Origin of the sequence: Flammeovirga agarivorans (assembly GCF_012641475.1) — a bacterium.
GTDB lineage: Bacteria > Bacteroidota > Bacteroidia > Cytophagales > Flammeovirgaceae > Flammeovirga > Flammeovirga agarivorans.
This window is the reverse complement of sequence record NZ_JABAIL010000002.1, coordinates 738057-759510: the sequence shown is the minus strand read 5'-3', so window position 1 is coordinate 759510 and position 21454 is coordinate 738057. Positions and strand designations below refer to the sequence as shown.

Here is a 21454-nt window from a genome sequence, read left to right as displayed (position 1 = left end):
TCAGTCATATAAAAATCTTTACTTATGAAAAAGCTATTATTCTTAATCTGTTTTATAGCATCGATTAATGCATGGTCACAAAAGAAAACAGTGGAAAACGAGGCGAAGTATTTTACAAATTGGATGGATAAGATAGTCCATTTATCAGAGGAGCAAAAAAAGGAAATGATTACACTGAGAACCAATTTTATTTTAGATAAACATGCATTAAAAAATAGTAAAGTATCCACAACTCTGGACCGTAAGCAATTGAACAAGGAGTATTGGAAAGAACGAGATAAAATTCTAACGAAAGATCAGAGAATATTACTTTCCACTCACTTAGTAACTAGCCGAGAAATAAAAGAAATCAATGAAATTGTAAGTTTGGATAAAGATCAAAAGCAGTCTTTTTATGATACATATCAGATTGTAAATTTTAAATTAATGAAGGATAAGAAAGAATATGGCAGGTATAGTGATAAGTATATTGAAACGGCTCAGGTAGCTGCAATCAAGAAGAAAGAAATTATCAATGATTTACTATTAACAGGTCAGAAGAGTAAATATGATTCCTATTTCGATGATCTAAAACAGAGAAAGAAGCATGCAACTTTTGCTACTGCTGAGGAAGAAATTGAAATTGATGGATACAATATTTTAGAACCGATTGGTTTTAAATAAAAGATCCCTCATGATAAATGATATATCATGAGGGATTTTTATTTTATCCTTCATTTGGAAGGACTGGAGGGTTTTCTAATAATTTTTGAACTTCATAGTAGGATTGAGTAGGTTCCAATTGTCTATTCCATAACCCAATTTTTACCTTTGGAATTCTTGCTCTAGTATGATCTGTATTTTGTATACTCCAAATATTCCAAGTAACAACTCCAGTATGTCGATGTTCCAATAAAGTTTTGACAATACCACTAAAAATAGGTGCTTGTTCTTCTACTTTATTTTCATTCTCTGGTTTTACATGGATATTATTTTCTGTGACATGAAATTCTAAGTCATTCTGATGTGCCCATGAAATAAGCTCTGATAACTCTTTAGTATTGACCGAATTGGTTTCCCATTGGCTAGGATCATCTTTGATCAATTTAATATGAGCTTGCCAGCCAATACCGTCTACTCTTAGACCAATAGAGCGTAAATAAAGCACCATGTCTTTTACTTTATTCCAAGCAGATTCTTCCATTCCTAAATGTTGGTTCAGCACCAGCTTGATATCGGGTGCCTCTTTATTAGCAATTTGAAACGCTTGAACAATATATTTTGGAATACTATCTCCTAGGTGTTTAAATGTTGCAGGCGTTTTTATGTATCCCATTTTTTCCCAAGGAACCTCCCATGTAATACCAGGCATGGCTTGTTTCCATGTACCATCTGGATTAACAGTTTCGTTGACTACATCCATCCAAACTACATTTTTCTTGCCGTTATAACGTCTACATAAAGCAGTCATAAACTCTTGTAAGTTTTGTTCTAGTTCTTCAGGTTTTCTCTCATCATTCATTGCCCATTTAGAACATTGAGGAGAGATTGGTCCATGTATTCTTACCAGCTGATTGTTTTTTTCTGCAAATTCAATCCAGCCATCAGGGAAATCCCAATTCCAAACTCCAGGCTCTGGATGAATATGTGTTTGCTTGAATTCGTTGGCAGGGGTAATATATCTAAACTCTGAACTGAGTAGTTGACTAATAGGCCCTGTAGCCTCAAGAAATCCACTTGTTGCACCAACAAACACATTGTTGTTAGGGTATTTATCTTCAATAATTTCTTTGTAGCGTCTACCTTTAGGAGATGTAAAGGACTTGTTTAAATTCACCCATTCTAAAATAAATTGTTTATCCTCCTTAGAGAATTCCGATAACTCTTTATTTATGATTTTCAAGTCAACTTTTCGCAGTGCTACGATTTTAGTTTTCTTATTATAAGAAAAAATCTGAGCTCTAATCTTCCTTCCATTTTTTAATGAAAACGGTCTTACCACTAATTTACTTTCGACTGTATTTATTGAAGTGGTTTTTGAAATGATCTCTTTTTCTTGTGCTTCAATTTGAATAAAAGAGACAAAGAATAATAAGTATAGGATAGTTCTTTTCATTGGTATTCAATTTATTTCATCAAAGTTTGTAATCACACCTTCTCTTAAGAGAAGTACTTTTTATTACAGCCCTAAAATGTTTCGACCATAGCTACTATGTAACTGACGATGTAGCTGCCTTACAATGTCTGAGTGCTCAGGTAGTTCAGCTATATTTTCATTTTCATCAGGATCTTGGTAATGATCGTATAACATACGGGCAAATGTTTTATTATTTTCTGGATCGATATATTCTGTATAACTATATCTCGGTGTTTTTATCGTATATCCATTAGAGTTATTAATAAATACATGAGGCTTTCCTTTTGAGGTGAGATCATTTAAAATTGGTACTAAACTCTCACCTTCTAATTGATGATTAGGTAGATCTAATTGTGAAAGAGAAGCCAGGGTTGGAAAGATGTCTACCAACTCTACTAAAGCATCTGTAGTACCGGTATTATTAATAAAGGGCGAGGAAATAATTAGAGGAACTTGCATCGAAGTACGGTGACTTGTCCATTTTGCCCATTGGGCATGTTCTTGTAGGTTGTAACCATGGTCAGAAACTAAGACGACGATTGTATTTTTATCTAATCCTGTTTCCTCCAACTTTTTAAGAATTTTTCCCACTAAAGTATCTACATAGCTTACTGTTGCATAATAACCATGTATCAATTTGATAGCAGTAGTATCATTCACCCTTTCCCCCTTGGGAGGGATACCCGTATATTGTCGTAACTCATTAGAAGCACTAATGGATATTTTGGGGGCGTTAGTAGCTACGAAATTATTATACGGTTGTTTAATACTACTTTCCTCATACTTTTCCCAATGATGAGCTGGAGCATTAAATGGTAAGTGTGGACTGATAAACCCGGCAGTTAAGAAGAAAGGGGAATCATTTTCCTGAAGACGCTCTAAATCTTGAATTACTTTTTCTGTTAGGATGCCATCAATATATGCTGTATCACCTACATTGGCTTTTTCATAGGCAGGCCCTCTGTTCGTTTCCATATAGTGCTTTTTATTCTCTGGCAATTGATAATCTCTCCATAAGCTTTGCCACCAATCTGTAGGGGCAAGTCCTTTAGGGTTTTTATCAAAAGCATATGGACGCCACACTTCATTCCAATCTTCCATTCTGTCATCGAGGTGATGAAATACCTTTCCGTTGGAGATAGTTAAGTAGCCATTTTCTTTAAAAAATTGAGGAATGGTGATAGCATGTGGTGTATCATCTTGTACAAATACTTTGTAGTCTCTAAAAATATTTTTTGTTGGACGCATCCCTGTAAGCATGCTTGCTCTTGAAGCACCACAGACAGCTACATTACAATATGCATTGTTAAATAGAACACCCTCTTTCGCTAGTTTGTCAATGTTAGGTGATTGTATTTGGGAATAACCATAGCATCCTAATTGAGGGCGGAGGTCATCCATGTACAATAGTAATATGTTTGGTCTTGAAGTTTGAGTAGTCTCACATCCTACCAATAGCCACCCGAATAAAATGCCTGTCGATATTCTTAATAATAATTTTTTCATAAGATTATAATTCTAGTATATCCATTTCTATAGAGTTAGTGATGTTGTAGTAAGTAGTTTTATAAAAAAGCCACTTGCTATAAGCAGTGGCTTTTGTTTCAATGAAATGTAAACTATTATTGCTCTATTTCGAATATTTATTATGTTCATACACTCTGCCGATTTTTACATCAGTTTTGTGCATCATCTCTTCTTTTGAATCTTCTTGATACTCTTTCTGTAACTCTACAAGTTTAGCTTTTAGCTGAGCTGTAATTTCTTTGTATTCAGGGCGTCCATAAAGGTTATTCAACTCATTTGGATCTTTTTCTAAATCAAATAATTCCCAATCATTTTCTCTCCACTGATCCTTCGCAATTTCAGGATTATAGTAGTAGTGAATTAATTTATATTTTTCAGTTCTTACTCCGTAGTGAGGTAAAACATGGTGCCACCACGGGAACTCGTAGTAGTGGTAGTATACTGCATCTCTCCACTCATCTTCTCCGTTACCACCTTCTAAGATATTACGGAATGATTTACCTTGCATATCTTCTGGTACTTCAACACCAGCGAAGTCTAATAGAGTTGGAGCAAAGTCCACGTTCATAGCTAATTTTGTAGACTTAGATTTTGGTTGAATATGATTTGGATACTTGATGACGAAAGGCATTTTGAAAGACTCTTCATACATCATACGTTTATCAAACCAACCATGCTCACCTAAATAGAAACCTTGGTCAGAAGTATAGATCACTATAGTATTCTCTGCTAAACCACTTTCTTCTAAATAATCTAACATCTCACCGATATAGTGGTCAACACCTTTTACACAACCTAAATATTCTTTCATGTACTTTTGGTACTTCCACTTTTTCAAAGCCTGACCTTTTAACTCATCATTTGGAGACCAAGGCTCTTCATTGTTGTTACCGTATTTGTACCAAGCGTTAATTTCTTGCTTAGTCATTTTTTCAGGATGTTCTGGATGAACTTTAAGATCTTTTCTGTTTAAGTTTCTTTCAATAGTCATCCAAGTGTTACCTGCAGCAATTTTATTTTCGTAAGTATCATTGAATGTTTCTGGTTCAACAATTTCTACATCATCAAAGACATGTTGGAATTGCTCGTCAGGAGTCCAAGGTCTATGAGGTGCTTTAAATTGGTACATCAACATAAAGGGTTTTTTATCGTCTCTACCTTTTGTTAACCATTTCTTCGCATCTTCCCAAACTTGTCTAGATGAATGGAAACGTGTTTCTTTAATTGTATCTTGTCCATTCTCTAAGAATACTGTATTATGATATGTTCCTTGTCCACCATGGTTGATCATCACTTTCGAATAATCAAAACCTGTAGGAACTGTACCTAAGTGCCACTTACCAATTACTGCAGTTTGGTATCCTGCTTTTTGAAGAAGCTTAGGGAATGTTTGCTGAGAACCGTCAAAATCACCACCACTTTCATTCTTGAAAAATCCATTTTGGTGAGAGAATTTACCTGTAAGGATAGCTGCTCTTGAAGGTCCACAGATGGCGTTTGTACAGAAAGTATTTTGCATGATCATACCTTCATTTGCGATACGATCAATATTAGGAGTTAGGTCTGGGAATTGTTCCGCTAATCTTCCACCATAAGCACTGATTGCGTTAGTCGCATGGTCATCACTCATAATGAAAATAATATTTGGCTGCTTGTGCTCTGTTGTTTTTTGTTGAGTCGACGAACACCCAATGATAGACAATAATGATGTCCATCCAATAAGGTTGATAATGATTCGTTTCATTTGCATAATTTTAATATTCTCTTTTGATATTATCGATGTAAATAGTTCTCCACTTGATTCTGGAGCTTTACGTTTTGTTTGCGTTTAACTAATGAATCAATGAAATTCTCTTATGCAATATTAATAGATAGCTAGGTGTATAGTAGTTGAGAAATCGTTCTCCTATGTTAGTAAATAGTTCTCGATTGAATAGTTTGTTTTTGATAAAATGTTGATTTTGTGGTCAAAATATACCTTTTGAGAGGTTGATTGATTTTCTTACCTATATGAACAATAACTAACCATGTATATGTAAACACTTGTGTATATTTGAATATCAATAAAGCAGTTAGACTATAAAAGACACTGTAAGAATATATTTGTTGTGTGACGCTTAAAGGTGTGACTTGTAATAGAAAGAATATAATTTTTTCTATACAGTCACATTTTTTTTTACACAAAAAATCCCTCACTCAGAAAGCGAAGGATTTATATCGTATTCAATAACTATATGCTTGCTATATATGAGCTTTTCTTGGAAACTCTATTGCTAATTGATTCACAGTAGATTCTTTGTATCCAATTCGAATTGCCTTTGTTTCCAAAACACAATTCTTAGTTATTTTGATGGGTTCGTGGTATAGTAACCATTCCCCATTATTGATTCTGTATCCTATAGATGCACCACCTGTTTTACATGATAGCGTAATTGTTTGATCATGTTGATCGATGGTAACTTTCTCTGTAGAAGGTTGCTTACCATTCGGCCACATACGTTCAATCATTTTGGCTTCTGGTTCAATACACATATCAGGAGTATTTTTCCTCCATTTCGAAAGCTGTTTGCTTAATTTTTTTTGTATTGAAGCGTACTTAGGATCATCAATTAAGTTGATGGTCTCATAAGGATCCTTTTCTAAATCGAATAACTGTTCCTCTCCTGATAAAGGTGTAAACCATACAGATTGTATCTCATTGAGTGTGCCGTTATCATAAGCCTCTTTTAATACTTTCATGGTAGGTACTTGCATTCGGTATTCGATATCTTGATAAGGAGATGGAATAGGGAAGAGGTATTTTACATATAAGTATTTGCCATCTGTAATACTTCTTCTTGCCGAAGTAAATTCATCCATTCTATCTCTTGCTGCAAAAGAATATTTCCTTTCTTTTGAGAAAATACTATTACCCTGTAAATGCTTGGGAGGTTTTACTCCTGCGATTTCTAACATGGTAGGAGCAAGGTCGACAAAGCTGACAATTTGATCGGAGAAACCCGTAGTTTTACTTTCAGGGTACTTGATATAAAAAGGGACATGTAACCCAGAGGCTATGACTTCTCTTTTTTGTCTAGGCATCGGTCCTCCATGATCACTGAATAAGAAAATATAAGTGTTCTCATATAGCCCATCCTCTTTAAGTTGCTGAATGATTTTTTCCACTCGTTGATCAAATAACTCAATATTTGAATACATTCTTGCTAGATCTTTCCTCGTAACATCATTATCGAGGTAATATGGAGGAACATCAACTTGATCTTTATCAACTGTTAGAGGCAGTTTATTATGTTTCCAAATTTTAGATTCATGTGTTTCATTGAAGTTGAAAACTGCAAAGAACGGTTGATGATCAGGTCGGTTTCTCCAATGTGCTTTTGGGTCATTTTGATCCCATGCCGTAAAAGGGGCAGCAAATTGATAATCTGTTTTTGCATTATTGCTACAGTAATAACCTGCTGCTCGTAAATACTCCGTAAAGCATTTCACTTTTTCAGGTACTACAGCACTATATTCTCTAACATTATTTCCTTCTCTATCGCTTACATTTTTATTCTCTCTGTAAGTTTTCTGTCCTTGTCCCATGATATCTCTACCTGTACGCATATGATTGGTACCAATACTCATTGGGTACATTCCAGTAATGATAGCACTTCTACTTGGTGCACAAACACCAGCATTAGAAAAAGCTTGAGAATACACGACACTCTCTTGAGCTAATGCATCTATATTTGGTGTTTTAGCGGTACTATCACCATAGCTACTAAGGTAAGTTCCTGTATCCTCAAAAGTGATCCAGAGGATATTCGGTTTATCTTGTGCGGAACCTAAAGACCACACTAAGAATAGAAGTAAAGTTGTTTGTAATATTTTCATACGTTTCGACCAAGTAATAATTATTCAAAACAAATAAATAATTGTCGCTTAGTTGTAGAAAAAGCGTTCTAATAGGTTGGAAAATCGTATTCCCAAGAGCTACTAAAACGCTTTTCAAAATATTGATAATAGAATATGAAATTACTCTGCAGTTGTATTTTCTTTAGGTAGTTTTAAAAAGTCACTAGGGCTCATACCAAACTGTTTTTTAAATACCGTAGAGAAATATTTAGGATCAGAATATCCACTTTCATAAGCTATTGTACTAATGCTTTCGTTGGTTTCTATTAGTAGTTTCTTCGCATGGGTAAGACGTTTGGCTTGAATGTATTCTTTCGGAGAAAGCTTCGTTAACGCCTTGAGTTTTCTATATAACACAGGTCTACTCATACCAATATCTTTGCAAATCTCAGAAACATTATAGTTGGCGTTCATCAAGTTTTTCTCAATTAACCCATCTAACTCGTCTAAGAATTTTGAATCCAACGAATCTGCTTTTGCATGTATTTTTGTAATAACAATCCCATCCTGAATCTTATTCTGATAGAAAGTACTAAGTGCTTTTCTGTTTTCAATCAGACTAATGATCCTGTACTTCAACATACGGATATCAAATGGTTTGATGACGTAATGATCGGCACCATGCATATACCCTTCAGCTTTATACATTGATGCATTGAGTGCAGTCAATAAAATAATGGGTAAGTGAGAGGTTTCAATGTTGTCTTTGATTTTATCACACAATTCATAACCATTCATTTCAGGCATCATTACATCTGAAAGGACTAGATCATAATCGTTTTCTAATAAAGCATCATAACACACTTTACCATTTTCGAAGGTGTCTATTTGGAAACTATCAGATAATGATGATTGAATAAAGTTTCTTAGTTCTTCATTATCTTCAGCTACAGCTATGCGGTAATCGTATTTCTGTTTTTCTTTCTCTGAGAACTCTTCTCCATAATGAGAAATAGCACTAGGGACAGTATCGCTCATTAGTCCTTCTACTTTTATAGGAAGTTCTAGGAAGAAGGTCGTTTGTTTGTTCTCTTCACTTTCAAAATACAGTTTGCCATTCATCATAGCGGTGTATTTGTAAGAAAGTACCAAGCCTATACCAGAACCAATTTTTTGGTTTTTCATCACATTTTCAGCTCTATAAAACCTTTTGAAAATGTGTTTTTGATTCCCTTTAGGAATACCAATACCATGATCCTCAATACTAAAGTTTAGGTGTTCTCCAGTATGTGTAAGACTGATTTTAATATTATCACCTTCCTTAGAGTATTTGATAGCATTAGAAATCAAGTTATAAATGATTTTCTCTACCTTATCAAAATCAAGTTTTACAGGAAGCTCTTTTAATGAGGTAGTGATACCAATATGAATCTTTTTCTTTTGAAGCATTGGTTCATAATCTCGTATGAGCGTTTGTACCATCTTCAAGAAATCAAACTCTTTGACATAGAGTTCTTCATTTACTTGGTTTATTCTTTCGTAATCCAGTAACTGTGTGATTCGTTTGTTCAAACGGTCTAGGTTACTACGAATCATATTTAATAGCCTAGAGGCAGCATCATCCAAATTAGTTTCTTGCTCTAACTTCTGTAATGGTCCCTGCATCAATGTTAGAGGAGTTCTCAGTTCATGAGCGATTTCAGCAAAAACGGCATTTCTCGCTTTTAGATTCTTTTGCTGTAAGTAGTCATAGTACGATTTATACATCATCCATAAAAGGAAAGCTACAAAGATGAAGTACACCACTTTAGCCCAGGTGGTATTCCAGAACGGGGGTTTTACTTCTACTTGCAATGTTCTGGTTGCGAGCTTTTTCATCTTTCGAGAAGAAAACATCTGTACTTCCAGAGTATACGTACCATAGGGTAAATTCTGATAACTAATTTTTTGTGATGAAGTTTTTGAAATAAAGTTTTCTTCTAAACCCACAAGCCTCCAATTGTATAAAAGTGCATCGTTTCCGTATTCAGGCGATACCACATTCAGTGAAAACCCTTTATGAGGAGGAGATAAAACAATACTTTCAGTGCGATTGATGTTATCTTTTAAGATAGCATCATCTTCATCTGAAGGAACCATTATTTTATCATCTACGATTAGGTCGTCGAAAATGATTTGTGAGTTTCTAGAATAAGCATCTTTAAAGTTCAATGGGAACTGATAGAAACCATCATATGATCCTAAAATAATGGAATTGTTATTTAGACATGAAGCGCGTTGATGTGCTTCGAATTTGACGAGAATCTCTTGAATATCTTCAGCTTTTCCGTTGTTATAGTTGAAGGTGAAAAGTCCATTATCGCCAATTACAATGTACTCATTAAAGCCATTTTTGATAATCTGTTTCACATGTGATGGAAGTACATTGTTTTCTCCTTGATCTAGCGGAACTACTGTCTTTTTATTAAAATCGAAGATCAATAAACTTTGTGATTCTGAACCAAGGAGGAAGGTATTTTCATCTATAGCTACCATGTCTGTTTCTGAGACATTGTTCATTCTCACTAATGCTGTAATCTTGTCATTTTTTAGCATTACAATGCCATCATGGTTGCTGATCAGTAAACAGCTATGCTTTTCGTCGTATTGAATATAGGATACACTTCTGATAGGAATCTGTTTTAAAGAGTTCTCTTTTGTATCCATTTCAAAGACTAACCCTTTAATCAGCTTAAACCAAAGTTTATCACCATACAATTCTATTTGAACAATAAATTTACTACTGAACTCTTTTCCGTCAATATTAAATTTTTTGATACTTTTTAAAACCTTAAAGTTTTTTCCATCTAAGTAGAAGAGACCAAAACCATAACTAGAGACCCAAAAATTATGATGCCTATCTTCAATAATATTATTGATAACAAAGCTTTCGTTTTTGCTTAATTTCTTAATGAAGTGTTGTGGTCTTAAGAATCTTTTTTTACCATTTTTGTCTTTAATGACTAACCCTTTATTGGTACCTAATAGAAGTCTTTTTCGACTATCTCTATACGAGCTGTAACCATGGTTAGCAGCGGTATACGCATCTGGGTGAATATTGATTTTTCGTAGATAGGGTTTATGCGGATTGTGTAAAAACAAACCTCTACCGTAGCTACCTACCCAAAACCTTTGATGTTGGTCTATATTGATCTTATTGATAGGCATTCCCAGCAGAGTTTTTAGGGACGAATTACTGTCCTCATGGCCATCCATATCAAACACGATAATTCCATAGCCATCTGTTCCTGCTAGTATCTTATTTTTATAACTGGTAAAGCTTGAAATTTTATAATCAATATCTGGTTTTATGTGCTGGATCTTATTGTTCTTAATTAAGAAAATACCTTTGTTATATGTACCGATCCAAATACTATTGTCTGTGCCTTTATAAAGTGTGGTGATACCTGCTCCTTTAAGGTTGATTCCATACAAATGGAAATCTTTTACTTCATTATCTTTAATAAGTTGTAAACCATCAGGACTAGCGATTAGTAGGCCTTGAGCACCATAATCACATGCATCAGCAATACGTTTTTTTAAGAATATCTTTTTGAAATTATTGGTTTTAGGGTTCCATCTAACAAGCATTTGCCATGATATAAAATAGTAGTACCCATCATGTTCTTTTATAGAGATAAAGGCTTTTTCATTAAGTAATCCTTTAATCTTAAATTCAATGAATTGATCAATTTTGGGATCATATTTAAAGACTCCGAATTGGTTGTGAGTCCATAAAGTATTTTGCTTGTCTAAATAAAGGCCAGAGTTGTTTTTATAATAATGAATTGACTTCCCTGAAGCTTTGGTGATAGTATAGTTTTTAAATTGTGCACCATCAAAACGTTGCACACTGTTTGGAGTAATAATCCATGTAAAATCATTATTGTCGTTGACCATGGAATAAACAATGTGACTGCTTAGACCATTTTCAACATTGAAATTGTCGAATTGTAAATTTTCTTCCCACTGAGCAAAACTTAGCTGGTATATCAGTATAAGAAGGGTGGTTAGTAGTATTCTTTTCAATTTCATTTCTATTTAAGCATTGTCCTGAAATATGGCAAAATGCATTTTTGGCGAAAAAAGGGAAGAATAAAGGTAAACTTATTCTTCCCCAAATATAAAATTTAATTATCTATTATTCGATAATTGCTGAATACTTATCATAAACGGTAATTACAACGTTGGTAAATGCTAATGTATGTCCTGTCTTGTACTCATCAGGAGTGTTTTTCATGTCTTTATGTACAAGCCATGAGATATTTAATTTACCGCCTGTGTAGTACTGAGAAGGAATTTCTAAAAGACCTGAACTTGTCATTGGTCCTTCATCCATTTCATTACCAATACCTGTTGTAGAGAAGATGGCGTTCTCATCTTTATTCCAAGTAAAGCTATGAACATCACTGCCTCCGTCATAATCTGTAGAGTAATTAACACTAAAGAAATCTTCTTTGTAGGTACCATAATCGTTAAGATCTTTATTGACACCATTATCAAAAATTAGTGTAGCTCTCTTAATGTCACCTACTGAAAGGCTAAGTGCTAAATACGACCATCTTTGGTAATTACCACCCCAAACATTGGCTTGTGCTCTAGCAAATTCTCTATCAGCATTTGTATTAAGGTTGGCACCACTTCTTTCGTTGTCGTCAATCACATATTGATGACTTACATACTCTGCTCTTAGTTTACTGTCAGTGAAATCATCTTCGAATAGCACAGAACCTTTAGACTCAATGACAATTTGAACAAGGTTTTCTAAACGAGTGGTTCCTAAAGGAGTAGTAGCTACCATTGTGATATCATATGTAGCATCTGTGAAATTTTGATCCTCATCAATAGTTATCACACCAGTTGCAGCATCAAATGACATGCCTTCTGGTAGTACTGTTTCTAATGTTACAGTAGTATTTCTAGGTAATGAGAATAACTCTGGAGTTAATGTATATGGAGTCCAAGGTGATAATGTCACTTTATTCTCTGTAAATGAAACTTCAGGTTGAATTTCAGCAACAATTTCAATTGTCAATGCGTTTTCGAAAGTAAATTCTTGATCATCTAAAGTCGCTACAACATTAATTACATAAGTGTCGATAGCATTGTTGTGGTTCTCAGGTAATGAAATAACACCTTGAGCATCGATACTTAAGTTATTTAATGTTTTACCATCTTGAATGACTAATTCGTAGGTTGCACCCTCTAGGAAATCCTGAGAAGCAGGTGTAGCTACTAAATCATATTCAGGTTGGATCTTATATAAAGAAGGTTGGTAAACTAACTCAGGGTTCCCATATAATGAAAGTACTGCAGCTTCATCAATTACTGTAATACCACCTTCAGTAATTACTTGTACTGCAATGGTGTAGTCGCCAGCTTCCATAAATTCAGTTTTACTGATGTTACCTGTTTCACTGTCAATAGCTAAACCTTTAATAGGTGTGGCAAAACTGTAAGTTACTGCATTGTTGCCTTCTCCAAAGTAAGCACTATCTAGTTGGAATACTTCGCCTTCATAATAACGCTCATATTGTGTTTCAGAAGAAGAATAAAATAACTCACCAGATACTTCAGTAACTGACATTGTCCAAGCTTTTGAGTGGATACGTTTACCACTTACTGTGAAAGAAGAAATATCAGCATAATATTGTTTGTCTACTTCTAAAAGCGTTGGATCAAGAATTAAAATGACACCTGTTGTTTTATCAACGATAGCGTTTTCCCAGATCGAACTATCTGCAGGATCATCACTGTAGAATCTTTCTAGTAAGAAGTTAACTCCATAGGTATTTTCATACTCTGGTAAGGCTGATTCCATTGTATCTAATGGAAAGAACAATCCTGGAGCATAGTATAATGAATCTAAGTATTCTGTACTGATTTGATTCAATGGATCTTGTTTCTGACATCCTACAGCGGATAACAGAAGTCCTATTATTGTAGCGTAAAATAACTGTTTCATTTCAATGTCTTTTTAGTTGGCAAGTTCAGTGAGTTTTACTGTAATAGTATTTTCAGGCTGGTCAACTTTAAATACTTTTGTATATGTTTTCCCTTTTTTAGTGATGCTAACTTTATACGTTCCTTTATAACCTCTAAAATTTGCAACACCAGATTTATCTGTAGATAAGGTTTCTTTTGTAGACCATTCTGCTAATTGAGATTTCCATACTTCTGCTTCTGCTCTTGGATTACCATCCAAATCATAAAAGGCTTTTCTGTCTGTACCAAATGGAGTCCAAACATAAAGTCCTTCTACCATAGGGTGAGAGAAGTAAACAGTCATCACTTCTCTTGTGATGTTCTTTCTATCTTCTTCAGTAAACTTTTGATAGTTGGAATCGACAATCTCAAATTCAGTCCCTAGCATTGGTAAACCGAATTCAGCGAAGATATTTAGCCTGTCATAGATATCTGCAGGGTGGATGTGTTGTTTCATTCTAGATTGGAAGCCTAGCGCCTCCAATGGAGCACCTTCTGCAAGAATATCTTTTATGACTTTATAATGAAAAGAGATGTTTTTCTCGGCAGTTTTATATGGAGAAGAAATCACTTTGTTCTCATTTAAGTAGAACTTTACGTTTTCATTTGTTCTGATTTGTTCTGCATATTTAAACCAGTGAGCCCAAGAATTTCTTTTTGTTAAGTCTTGTACATCATGGCACTCTCTAGGTTCATTCAAAACATCCCATTCAATGACATTATAGTTTTCAAGACCAAACTTTACATACTCTTCTAAAGAAGCGATCAGTTGTGTTGTGTCTTTATCAGAAACAAACTTTTGAACTTCCTTCGGCATGTTCTTTTGTTTTTCCCAAACTAAAGCATGACCTCTTAGCGAGATATTGTTTTTCTTTAGAAAAGGATCAATTTGATCATGACGTTTTTCGAAAGCTTTCTTATGCTTAATCTTTAGAGCATTTTCATATCCTGCATGCTCAAAGACAGAGGCAAATGTTTCTTCGTAAATTTCTTTTTTATCACTAGTAAATAATTGAGAGTTGACAATGCCACCAAAACGAAATTGGTGGCCTATCTGTTCAACTTTTACTTCACCAGAAAATGGCTTTCCTTTCTTGTCCAAGACAGTTAAGGATACATCTCCTTTTCTATGTTTTTCGATACGAGCTTTAGCATCTTTTAACCAATTATCTTTAGAAGATTGAGTTTGTCCGACACTAAATTCTTTGTACTCTCTTTCGTTCATAAAGAAGTCTAAAAATAATGTACGCATTGCTTCTAACTTCTTTTTATAAGCTTTATGATTAGCTAGATTCTTTGTTTCCAAAGGATCTGCAGCGTAATCGTACAATTCTTCTGCAACTCTTTTAGAACCTTCTAAAGACTTTTTAGTACGAGGGTTTTTATCGTACCAAACTGTATACCTTAAGTCTCCAGATTTTAAAGAGTATCCAGTAATTTGTCCTCTGGCAATCTGAGTTACCGCATAATCTTTAACTACTTTTTCTGAACCATTTAATAATGGCTTTAAGCTAGTTCCTGATAAATGAGTTGGTACAGGAATATTTGCTAAATCAGAAAGGGTAGGGTAGATATCTACAAATTCAGTAACACTATTTACTTGTTTTACTGTTTTCTGAGTAGGATCTACAATCAACATTGGCGAACGAGTTGCCTGCTCAAAGTTGGAGTGCTTGTTCCATAGTCTATGGTCACCTAAATGCCAACCATGATCACCCCAAAGAATAATGATGGTATTTTTATCTAAACCGCTTTCTTTAAGTTGACCGATAAGTTTTCCAACTAATGCGTCTACATATGATGTAGCCGCGTAGTATCCGTGGATTAATTTTCTTTGGCCATCTTCTGAAATAACTGCTAAACCGTCTTCTTGTCCAACTTCTAAGCCTTCAGTTTTGTATCCTCTTAGTTCGTTGGAAGTATGGTAGGCTTTATCGTAACCACCTTCTACTTTGTGTTGGAACTTGGCTAGAGGTACTTCATTCTCTTGGTATAAATCCCAATACTTTGTTGGAGCAGAAAAAGGTAAGTGAGGTCGCTTATAACCTACAGCTAAAAAGAAAGGTTCTTTTTTGTTTGAAAGTTCTTTTATGTACTCAATACCTTGGTTAGTAATTGCTCCATCAATGTATGCATCATCTGGAACGTCAGCCTTTTCGTAGGCAGGTTTATAGCGGCTTTGTACCCACTTATTTATTTTCTTTTTCTCTATTCCCTTTGCTTCAGCTTCTTTACGTAAAGATCTAATCTTCTTAATATTTTCAGGGTTTTGGTAGTAAGAGAATACAGGCTCTTTAAACCCTTCAGGGTATTTTAAATTTTGAGGAAGTGTATACTCTGTCCAAGAGGTAGCGTCTTGTTGTTTATCAACACTTCTAGGATCGTAAATTTTACCTACACCATAAACCAAGTAACCATTATTCTTAAAATGTTGAGGTAGTGTTACAACATCAGGTCGCTTGTTACGAATCTTTGTTTTTAGATCCCATACTTTTACAATATCTGGACGTAATCCAGTTAATAAACTGGCTCTCGATGGACCACAAACAGCTTGCTGACAGTGGTTGTTCAAGAAGACAGTCCCTTCATCCGCTAATTTATCGATGTTTGGTGTGATGGCGTAATCATCACCAAAGCTACCTAAGGTAGGCTTAAGGTCATCGACAGCGATGAATAAGATGTTCTTTTTTTCCTGCTGCTGAGCATGGCCCAAAGACCATGCTGCAGTTAGTAGGAAAAAACTTAAAATATATTTTTTCATGATAATAAGTATCGATTAATAACCTGGATTTTGATCATCACTACCAATTTGTAAGTTGGTATTGATTTCAGTCAGAGGAATTGGAAGAAGCATCGCTTTTTCAGCATCATCATAAGTTACATCAAATCCTTGGTTGCCATCTAGAGCTACACGATCATTATGAACGTTTACTACTTGTGTCGTAAAATATTCTAGTCCTCTACGGCGGTTTCTAAACCATTCGCCACCTTCACCTAGAAGTTCATATTGATATTCTCTCATAATTCTCATTCTGAATTCATCTTGTGATAAACCAGTGATATTTTCTGGTTGAATACCGTCTCCTCCTTCAGAATTCCTAGCTCTTGTCAGTACTTCGTTAATGTAAGGCTCTGCAGCTGCAGGACCGTCGATCTCGTTAGTAATTTCAGCTAACATGATCAATAACTCAGAGTATCTCATGACTGTTAGGTTGGCATCAGAATAAGGTGTAGGAGTTTTAGGATCCCAGATCCAGAATTTACCTACAAACGGGAATGCTTTTGATTTACTTGTTCTTGCCACCATTGGGTAAATCTTTTGCTCACCATTCTCTGTTCCATCAGAATTGTACTTGATGTAGTTGTACATTACAGTAGCTTCAAAACGAGGATCGTTAGGGTATTGTCCCATGTGCTGATCAATTACTTCTGGGTTAAGTAAAACTCGTCCCCATGATTGGCCTACAAAAGCATTACTAGGTGTATGTAAACGAATTACATTACCACTATTCGCTTGGTTGTATTGGATTTCGAAGATTGATTCCGCGTTATTGTTTCTTGTGCCTTCATGCCAAAGTGTGTTGTAATCACTTACTAGCTGATAATGACCGTAAACTTTTAATGCTTCTTCTTTGGCCATTGCCCAATATTCTGAACCACTTTCGTTACCTGCTAAAGTAACATACACCTTAGCTAATAACATGTTGGCAGCTTGTTTACCCGGACGACCGATATTTTGAACTGATTTATCAAAAAGGTTCGTTTCAGCAAGTTTTAAATCACTGATGATTAATTGATAAACACTGTCTTTTTCAACTCTTGGAGCATCTAAGTTTTCAATGTTTAATTTATCCGTTCTTAAAGGTACATCGCCATATAAACGAACTAAATTAAAGTAAACTAGTGCTCTGATAAAGTGTGCTTGCCCCAATTCATTTAATGCAGTTTCCGAAGGGTCTTCTTGGAATTTGGCAATACCCATGATCGTTTCATTCGATCTGTTGATCGCTTGGTACGATGCTTTCCAAACATTCTCTACAAATGTATCATTAGGAAGCGGGTTTAAGGCTGCAATAGCGTTTTGATCTTGTGCTCTTGTAGATTGTAGCATCCCTGAGTGGAAGTCTACCAATTGCATTAAATCAGAACTATAGTAATTAAATCCAGCAATAGAAGAGTAAATACCGTTTACTGCTGTTTTTATTCCTTCATCTGTAGTGAATAAGTTTTCATCACTTAAAAATGGAGGATCTTCTTTTAAACAACTTGTGGATAAAAGTACAAACGATAAAAATATAATGATTTTATTTTTCATGCCTGTATGTTTAGAAAGTGACGTTTAGACCTAATGAGTATGTTTTTGCATTCGGGAATGAGTTCCAATCAACTCCCATAATACTACCATCGCTCATAAATGAAGTGACCTCAGGGTCATAACCAGAATAGTTAGTTAGAGTAAACAGGTTTCTTCCCGCAAAGAATACATTCATTCTTGAGATACTGTTTGATTTGATCGGTAGGTCATATCCAATTGTTAAGTTGGATAATCTTAAGTAGTTACCGCTTTCAACTATTCTATCAGTGAATAATGTGGCATCCGGATGATCTAATCTTGGAGCAGAAGCATCACCTACACCTGGTCTCCATGCATTGTAATATGCTTCAGGTCTTACGTTCTTATTATTTTGGTAAGCATCTGATTCGATCAATAAGTTACCGTTAACAATGTCGTTGCCGAATGAACCAGTGAACAATGCACTAATTGTAAGGTTTTTATACGTGATTTTAGTATTGAAACCGAAGATGAAATCAGGGTTAGGATCACCAATGATTGTCATGTCTGAAGCATCAATATTACCATCACCATTTTGGTCTACAAAAGCGATATCACCTGCAGAAGGAGCATTACCATTTACACTTGGACCATTGGCTGCATCTTCAGATGTTTGGTAAATACCGTTGGTTTGATATCCCCAGAATACACCTACAGGTTGTCCTACCATAAAGATGTTAGCAGGTTGCTTAAAGTAAGTACCCGTTGAGATGTTGTTGCCTAAGTAATAAGAGGCCATTTGCTCTTGACCGTTGATATATACAGGAGCTTCAGGAATACCTAAATCAAGTACTTTTGATCTAACTACAGAGATGTTACCACCTACCGTAATTGTTAAGTCTTTCTTAGAATAAGCAACTGTCTCTAGCATAAAGTCGATACCTTTATTTTCAATACTACCTCTGTTGGTTAAGTAACTAGTAAAACCTGTTGAAGTAGGAATCATAATCTCTTGAAGAAGGTCATCTGTTGTTTTATAGAAAGCATCAAATGAACCATAAATCTTTCCTTCAAATAAACCGAAATCAATACCTACGTTAGACTGCTGCGTTGTTTCCCATTTTAGAGTTTCATTACCGATGTTATTAGGTCCTGCACCAATGATAGTGTTGTTGTTGTAATCTGTGTAGTAAACAACACCGTAATTATCGTAAGTTTGGTAAGGAGTGATTGCTTGGTTACCAGTAAGACCCCAAGATGCTCTAAGCTTTAGGTTAGAAACAACGTCTGAAGTTTTTAAGAAATTCTCTTCAGAAATATGCCACGCTGCGGCCGCTGATGGGAAGTAACCAAATTGGTTTTGTGATTTGAATTTTGACGACCCGTCCGCTCTCATTGTAGCAGTTAAGGTATACTTATTATCATATGTGTATGAGAATCTACCTAAACCAGATAACAATAATTCTGAACTCGTCATTTCAGTGTAAGGAGTTACAATAGTTTGTCCTAATTGTGGGGCTCTTGCTTTTAATGTATGTACCGGGAAGTTTTCCGATTCTGAATTGGATTGAGTACTCGTTACACCATCTACAACAAAACCAACTACTGCATCAATTCTATGTTTCTTATTGAAGTTCTTATTAAACATAAATAAGTTATCAACCACATAAGAATATCTGCTTAATCCAGAAATACCTAATGCACCGTTTGTCTGACTACCTTTTTGAGTATTGCTACCGTACCAAATAGATCTTTCTTTCGATCTATAGTTAGTACCCGCTCTCATTTGGTATTTGAAATTCTTATTGAATGAATAAGTAGCATTCATTGAAGCGAATAATTTTAACTCTTGCGTTAAATCTTCGTAGTCTTCAATAAATGATAGTGGAGATGATAAACCAATGTCTGAGATTTCAGCATCATGCTCATAGAATGGTTGGAAGTTGACTACCGATTTTGTGAATGAACGGCTACTACCACCTTTTGAACCACTTTGAGCAAACTGACCTTGTGAGTAATACATCGACATACGGCCATCCACTTTTAACTTATCCGTTACTTTAGTTTGTAGGTTCATTCTTAAGTCTCCAGACTTCATATTAGAATTTTCTACAATACCATTCATGTCATTAAAACCACCAGAGATATAGTACTTTGTGTTATCAGTACCACCTGAAGCGGAAAGTTGAGCATTGGTACTTACACCTGGTTGGTAAATTTCATCTTGCCAATTTACTTGTGTCAATGGAACAGTGCTAATTGAACCGTTTCCATCTACACCGTAAATTTGACCATTATTGATGTGGTATTTAGGAAGCTGTCCTTTCATCATAGATACCTCGTTGGTCATTTGTGCAAATGCTTGGGGATCTAATACATCAATCTTTTTAGAGATCATTGCTACTTCTGTATTTACAAAAGCATTGATTTTAGCTTTTCCTTTATTACCTTTTTTTGTCGTGATTAAAACTACACCATTGGCACCTCTTGAACCATAAATAGCTGTAGCGGAAGCATCTTTAAGTACTTCTATCGATTCAATATCTCTTGGGTTAATACCTGCAAGACCATTTTGAACTCCTTGGTCTTCGTTTCCATCAGAAAAAGCAGAATTAGTATCTTCACCTGCTGAACTAATAACGATACCATCAACAATATATAATGGTTCGTTGTTACCTCTTAATGAGTTTGTACCTCGAATTTTTACACTAATACCCGAACCTGGCTGACCACTGTTACTAGTTACTTGAACACCGGCCATACGTCCTTGTAGTACTTCGTCAACACTATTGTATTGTCTCACTACATCGTCAGACTCTTTTAATTGTGATACAGAACCGGTAAGGTCACTGGCATTTTGACTACCATATCCTACTACGACGATTTCGTCTAATAATTCCATGTCCTCTTTAAGCACAATATCTAAATTTCTATTGGTTAAATCGAAAGGATTTACTTCGACTCTTTTCGTCTTCATACCTATGTAAGAGAAAACCAAAGTAGCGGTCTCTTCTAGGTTGATTGAAAATTTTCCATTGAAGTCGGTTTTGACTCCGTTCCTTGTTTCTCTAACGTATACATTCACTCCAGGTAGAGTGATTCCACTTTCATCTTTTACAATACCTTCTACAGTGTAAGTTTCTTGGTTTTGTGCAAAAGTGAAGTTATTGGATAGCGTTAGTAAAAACAGAATAAAGAGTAGATTTATACACTTCATCATACTATGTGTTATTCAACTGAAAAAAATCTGTTGAAGTTGATATCAATATTAACGTACTTATTTAATTCATTAAATTTTTTCTCGATTAGTTAGTAGTCTCGAAACTACTTGATTTAGCGATTTAATGAACTTGGCTGATTCTACATTACTGATGTTTCATTCCTTAAGGTAATAATTTTCCATGTGATTTCTTATTAATATTTTATAATTCATTTTGTTGGCCTTGATGTAACAAATGTATAAAGTGTATATATCACAATAGACGAGTAATAGTTCTTGTAGGTTTGAAAAACGTTCAATGTTTAAAAAAAGTAATAAAACCTTTATTTTGACTATATTAAGAGGGTTGTAAGTACTGTGAACGCTTTTTTATTGAACCATTTTTATAAGTGTAAGATTAATAATTAAACTACATTTTTTTAGATCTTTTCGAGATTTGTGATATCAATAATTTAAT

General features: G+C 34.9%; 10 protein-coding genes. 1 reads left to right on the top strand and 9 read right to left on the bottom strand.

The features are described from left to right. Nucleotides 1-24 precede the first annotated feature (24 nt). Entirely contained in the window at nt 25-663 is a 639-nt protein-coding gene (locus tag HGP29_RS07865) for a hypothetical protein (protein WP_168881818.1), read from the top strand. Between the two features lie 43 nt (nt 664-706). Here the strand turns inward: HGP29_RS07865 and HGP29_RS07860 are convergent, their stop codons facing one another. The 9 genes from HGP29_RS07860 to HGP29_RS07820 form a co-directional block, all read right to left on the bottom strand. Then, nucleotides 707-2095 carry an endo-1,4-beta-xylanase gene (locus HGP29_RS07860; protein ID WP_168881817.1) on the bottom strand — a complete coding sequence of 463 codons (1389 nt, stop codon included), beginning with the start codon at nt 2093-2095 and terminating at the stop codon, nt 707-709. 63 nt (nt 2096-2158) lie between these two features. After that, nucleotides 2159-3622, bottom strand: a complete 1464-nt coding sequence (locus HGP29_RS07855) for a sulfatase (protein ID WP_168881816.1) — start codon at nt 3620-3622, stop codon at nt 2159-2161. Between the two features lie 124 nt (nt 3623-3746). Next, nucleotides 3747-5387, bottom strand: a complete 1641-nt coding sequence (locus tag HGP29_RS07850; protein WP_168881815.1) for a sulfatase family protein — start codon at nt 5385-5387, stop codon at nt 3747-3749. A gap of 497 nt (nt 5388-5884) precedes the next feature. Then, nucleotides 5885-7519 (bottom strand): sulfatase-like hydrolase/transferase, encoded by a 1635-nt coding sequence (locus tag HGP29_RS07845; RefSeq protein ID WP_168881814.1) that lies wholly within the window; start codon nt 7517-7519, stop codon nt 5885-5887. Between the two features lie 141 nt (nt 7520-7660). Further along, nucleotides 7661-11554 carry a hybrid sensor histidine kinase/response regulator transcription factor gene (locus HGP29_RS07840; RefSeq protein ID WP_168881813.1) on the bottom strand — a complete coding sequence of 1298 codons (3894 nt, stop codon included), beginning with the start codon at nt 11552-11554 and terminating at the stop codon, nt 7661-7663. Nucleotides 11555-11660: 106 nt separating this feature from the next. Then, nucleotides 11661-13484 carry a hypothetical protein gene (locus HGP29_RS07835; protein WP_168881812.1) on the bottom strand — a complete coding sequence of 608 codons (1824 nt, stop codon included), beginning with the start codon at nt 13482-13484 and terminating at the stop codon, nt 11661-11663. Nucleotides 13485-13496: 12 nt separating this feature from the next. Further along, on the bottom strand, nt 13497-16265 hold the full coding sequence (locus HGP29_RS07830; protein ID WP_168881811.1) for a sulfatase-like hydrolase/transferase: 2769 nt from the start codon (nt 16263-16265) through the stop codon (nt 13497-13499). Nucleotides 16266-16280: 15 nt separating this feature from the next. Beyond that, nucleotides 16281-17819 carry a RagB/SusD family nutrient uptake outer membrane protein gene (locus HGP29_RS07825; protein ID WP_168881810.1) on the bottom strand — a complete coding sequence of 513 codons (1539 nt, stop codon included), beginning with the start codon at nt 17817-17819 and terminating at the stop codon, nt 16281-16283. 10 nt (nt 17820-17829) lie between these two features. Then, complete coding sequence (locus tag HGP29_RS07820) at nt 17830-20997, bottom strand: SusC/RagA family TonB-linked outer membrane protein (protein ID WP_168881809.1); 3168 nt, start codon at nt 20995-20997, stop codon at nt 17830-17832. Between the last annotated feature and the right edge of the window lie 457 nt (nt 20998-21454).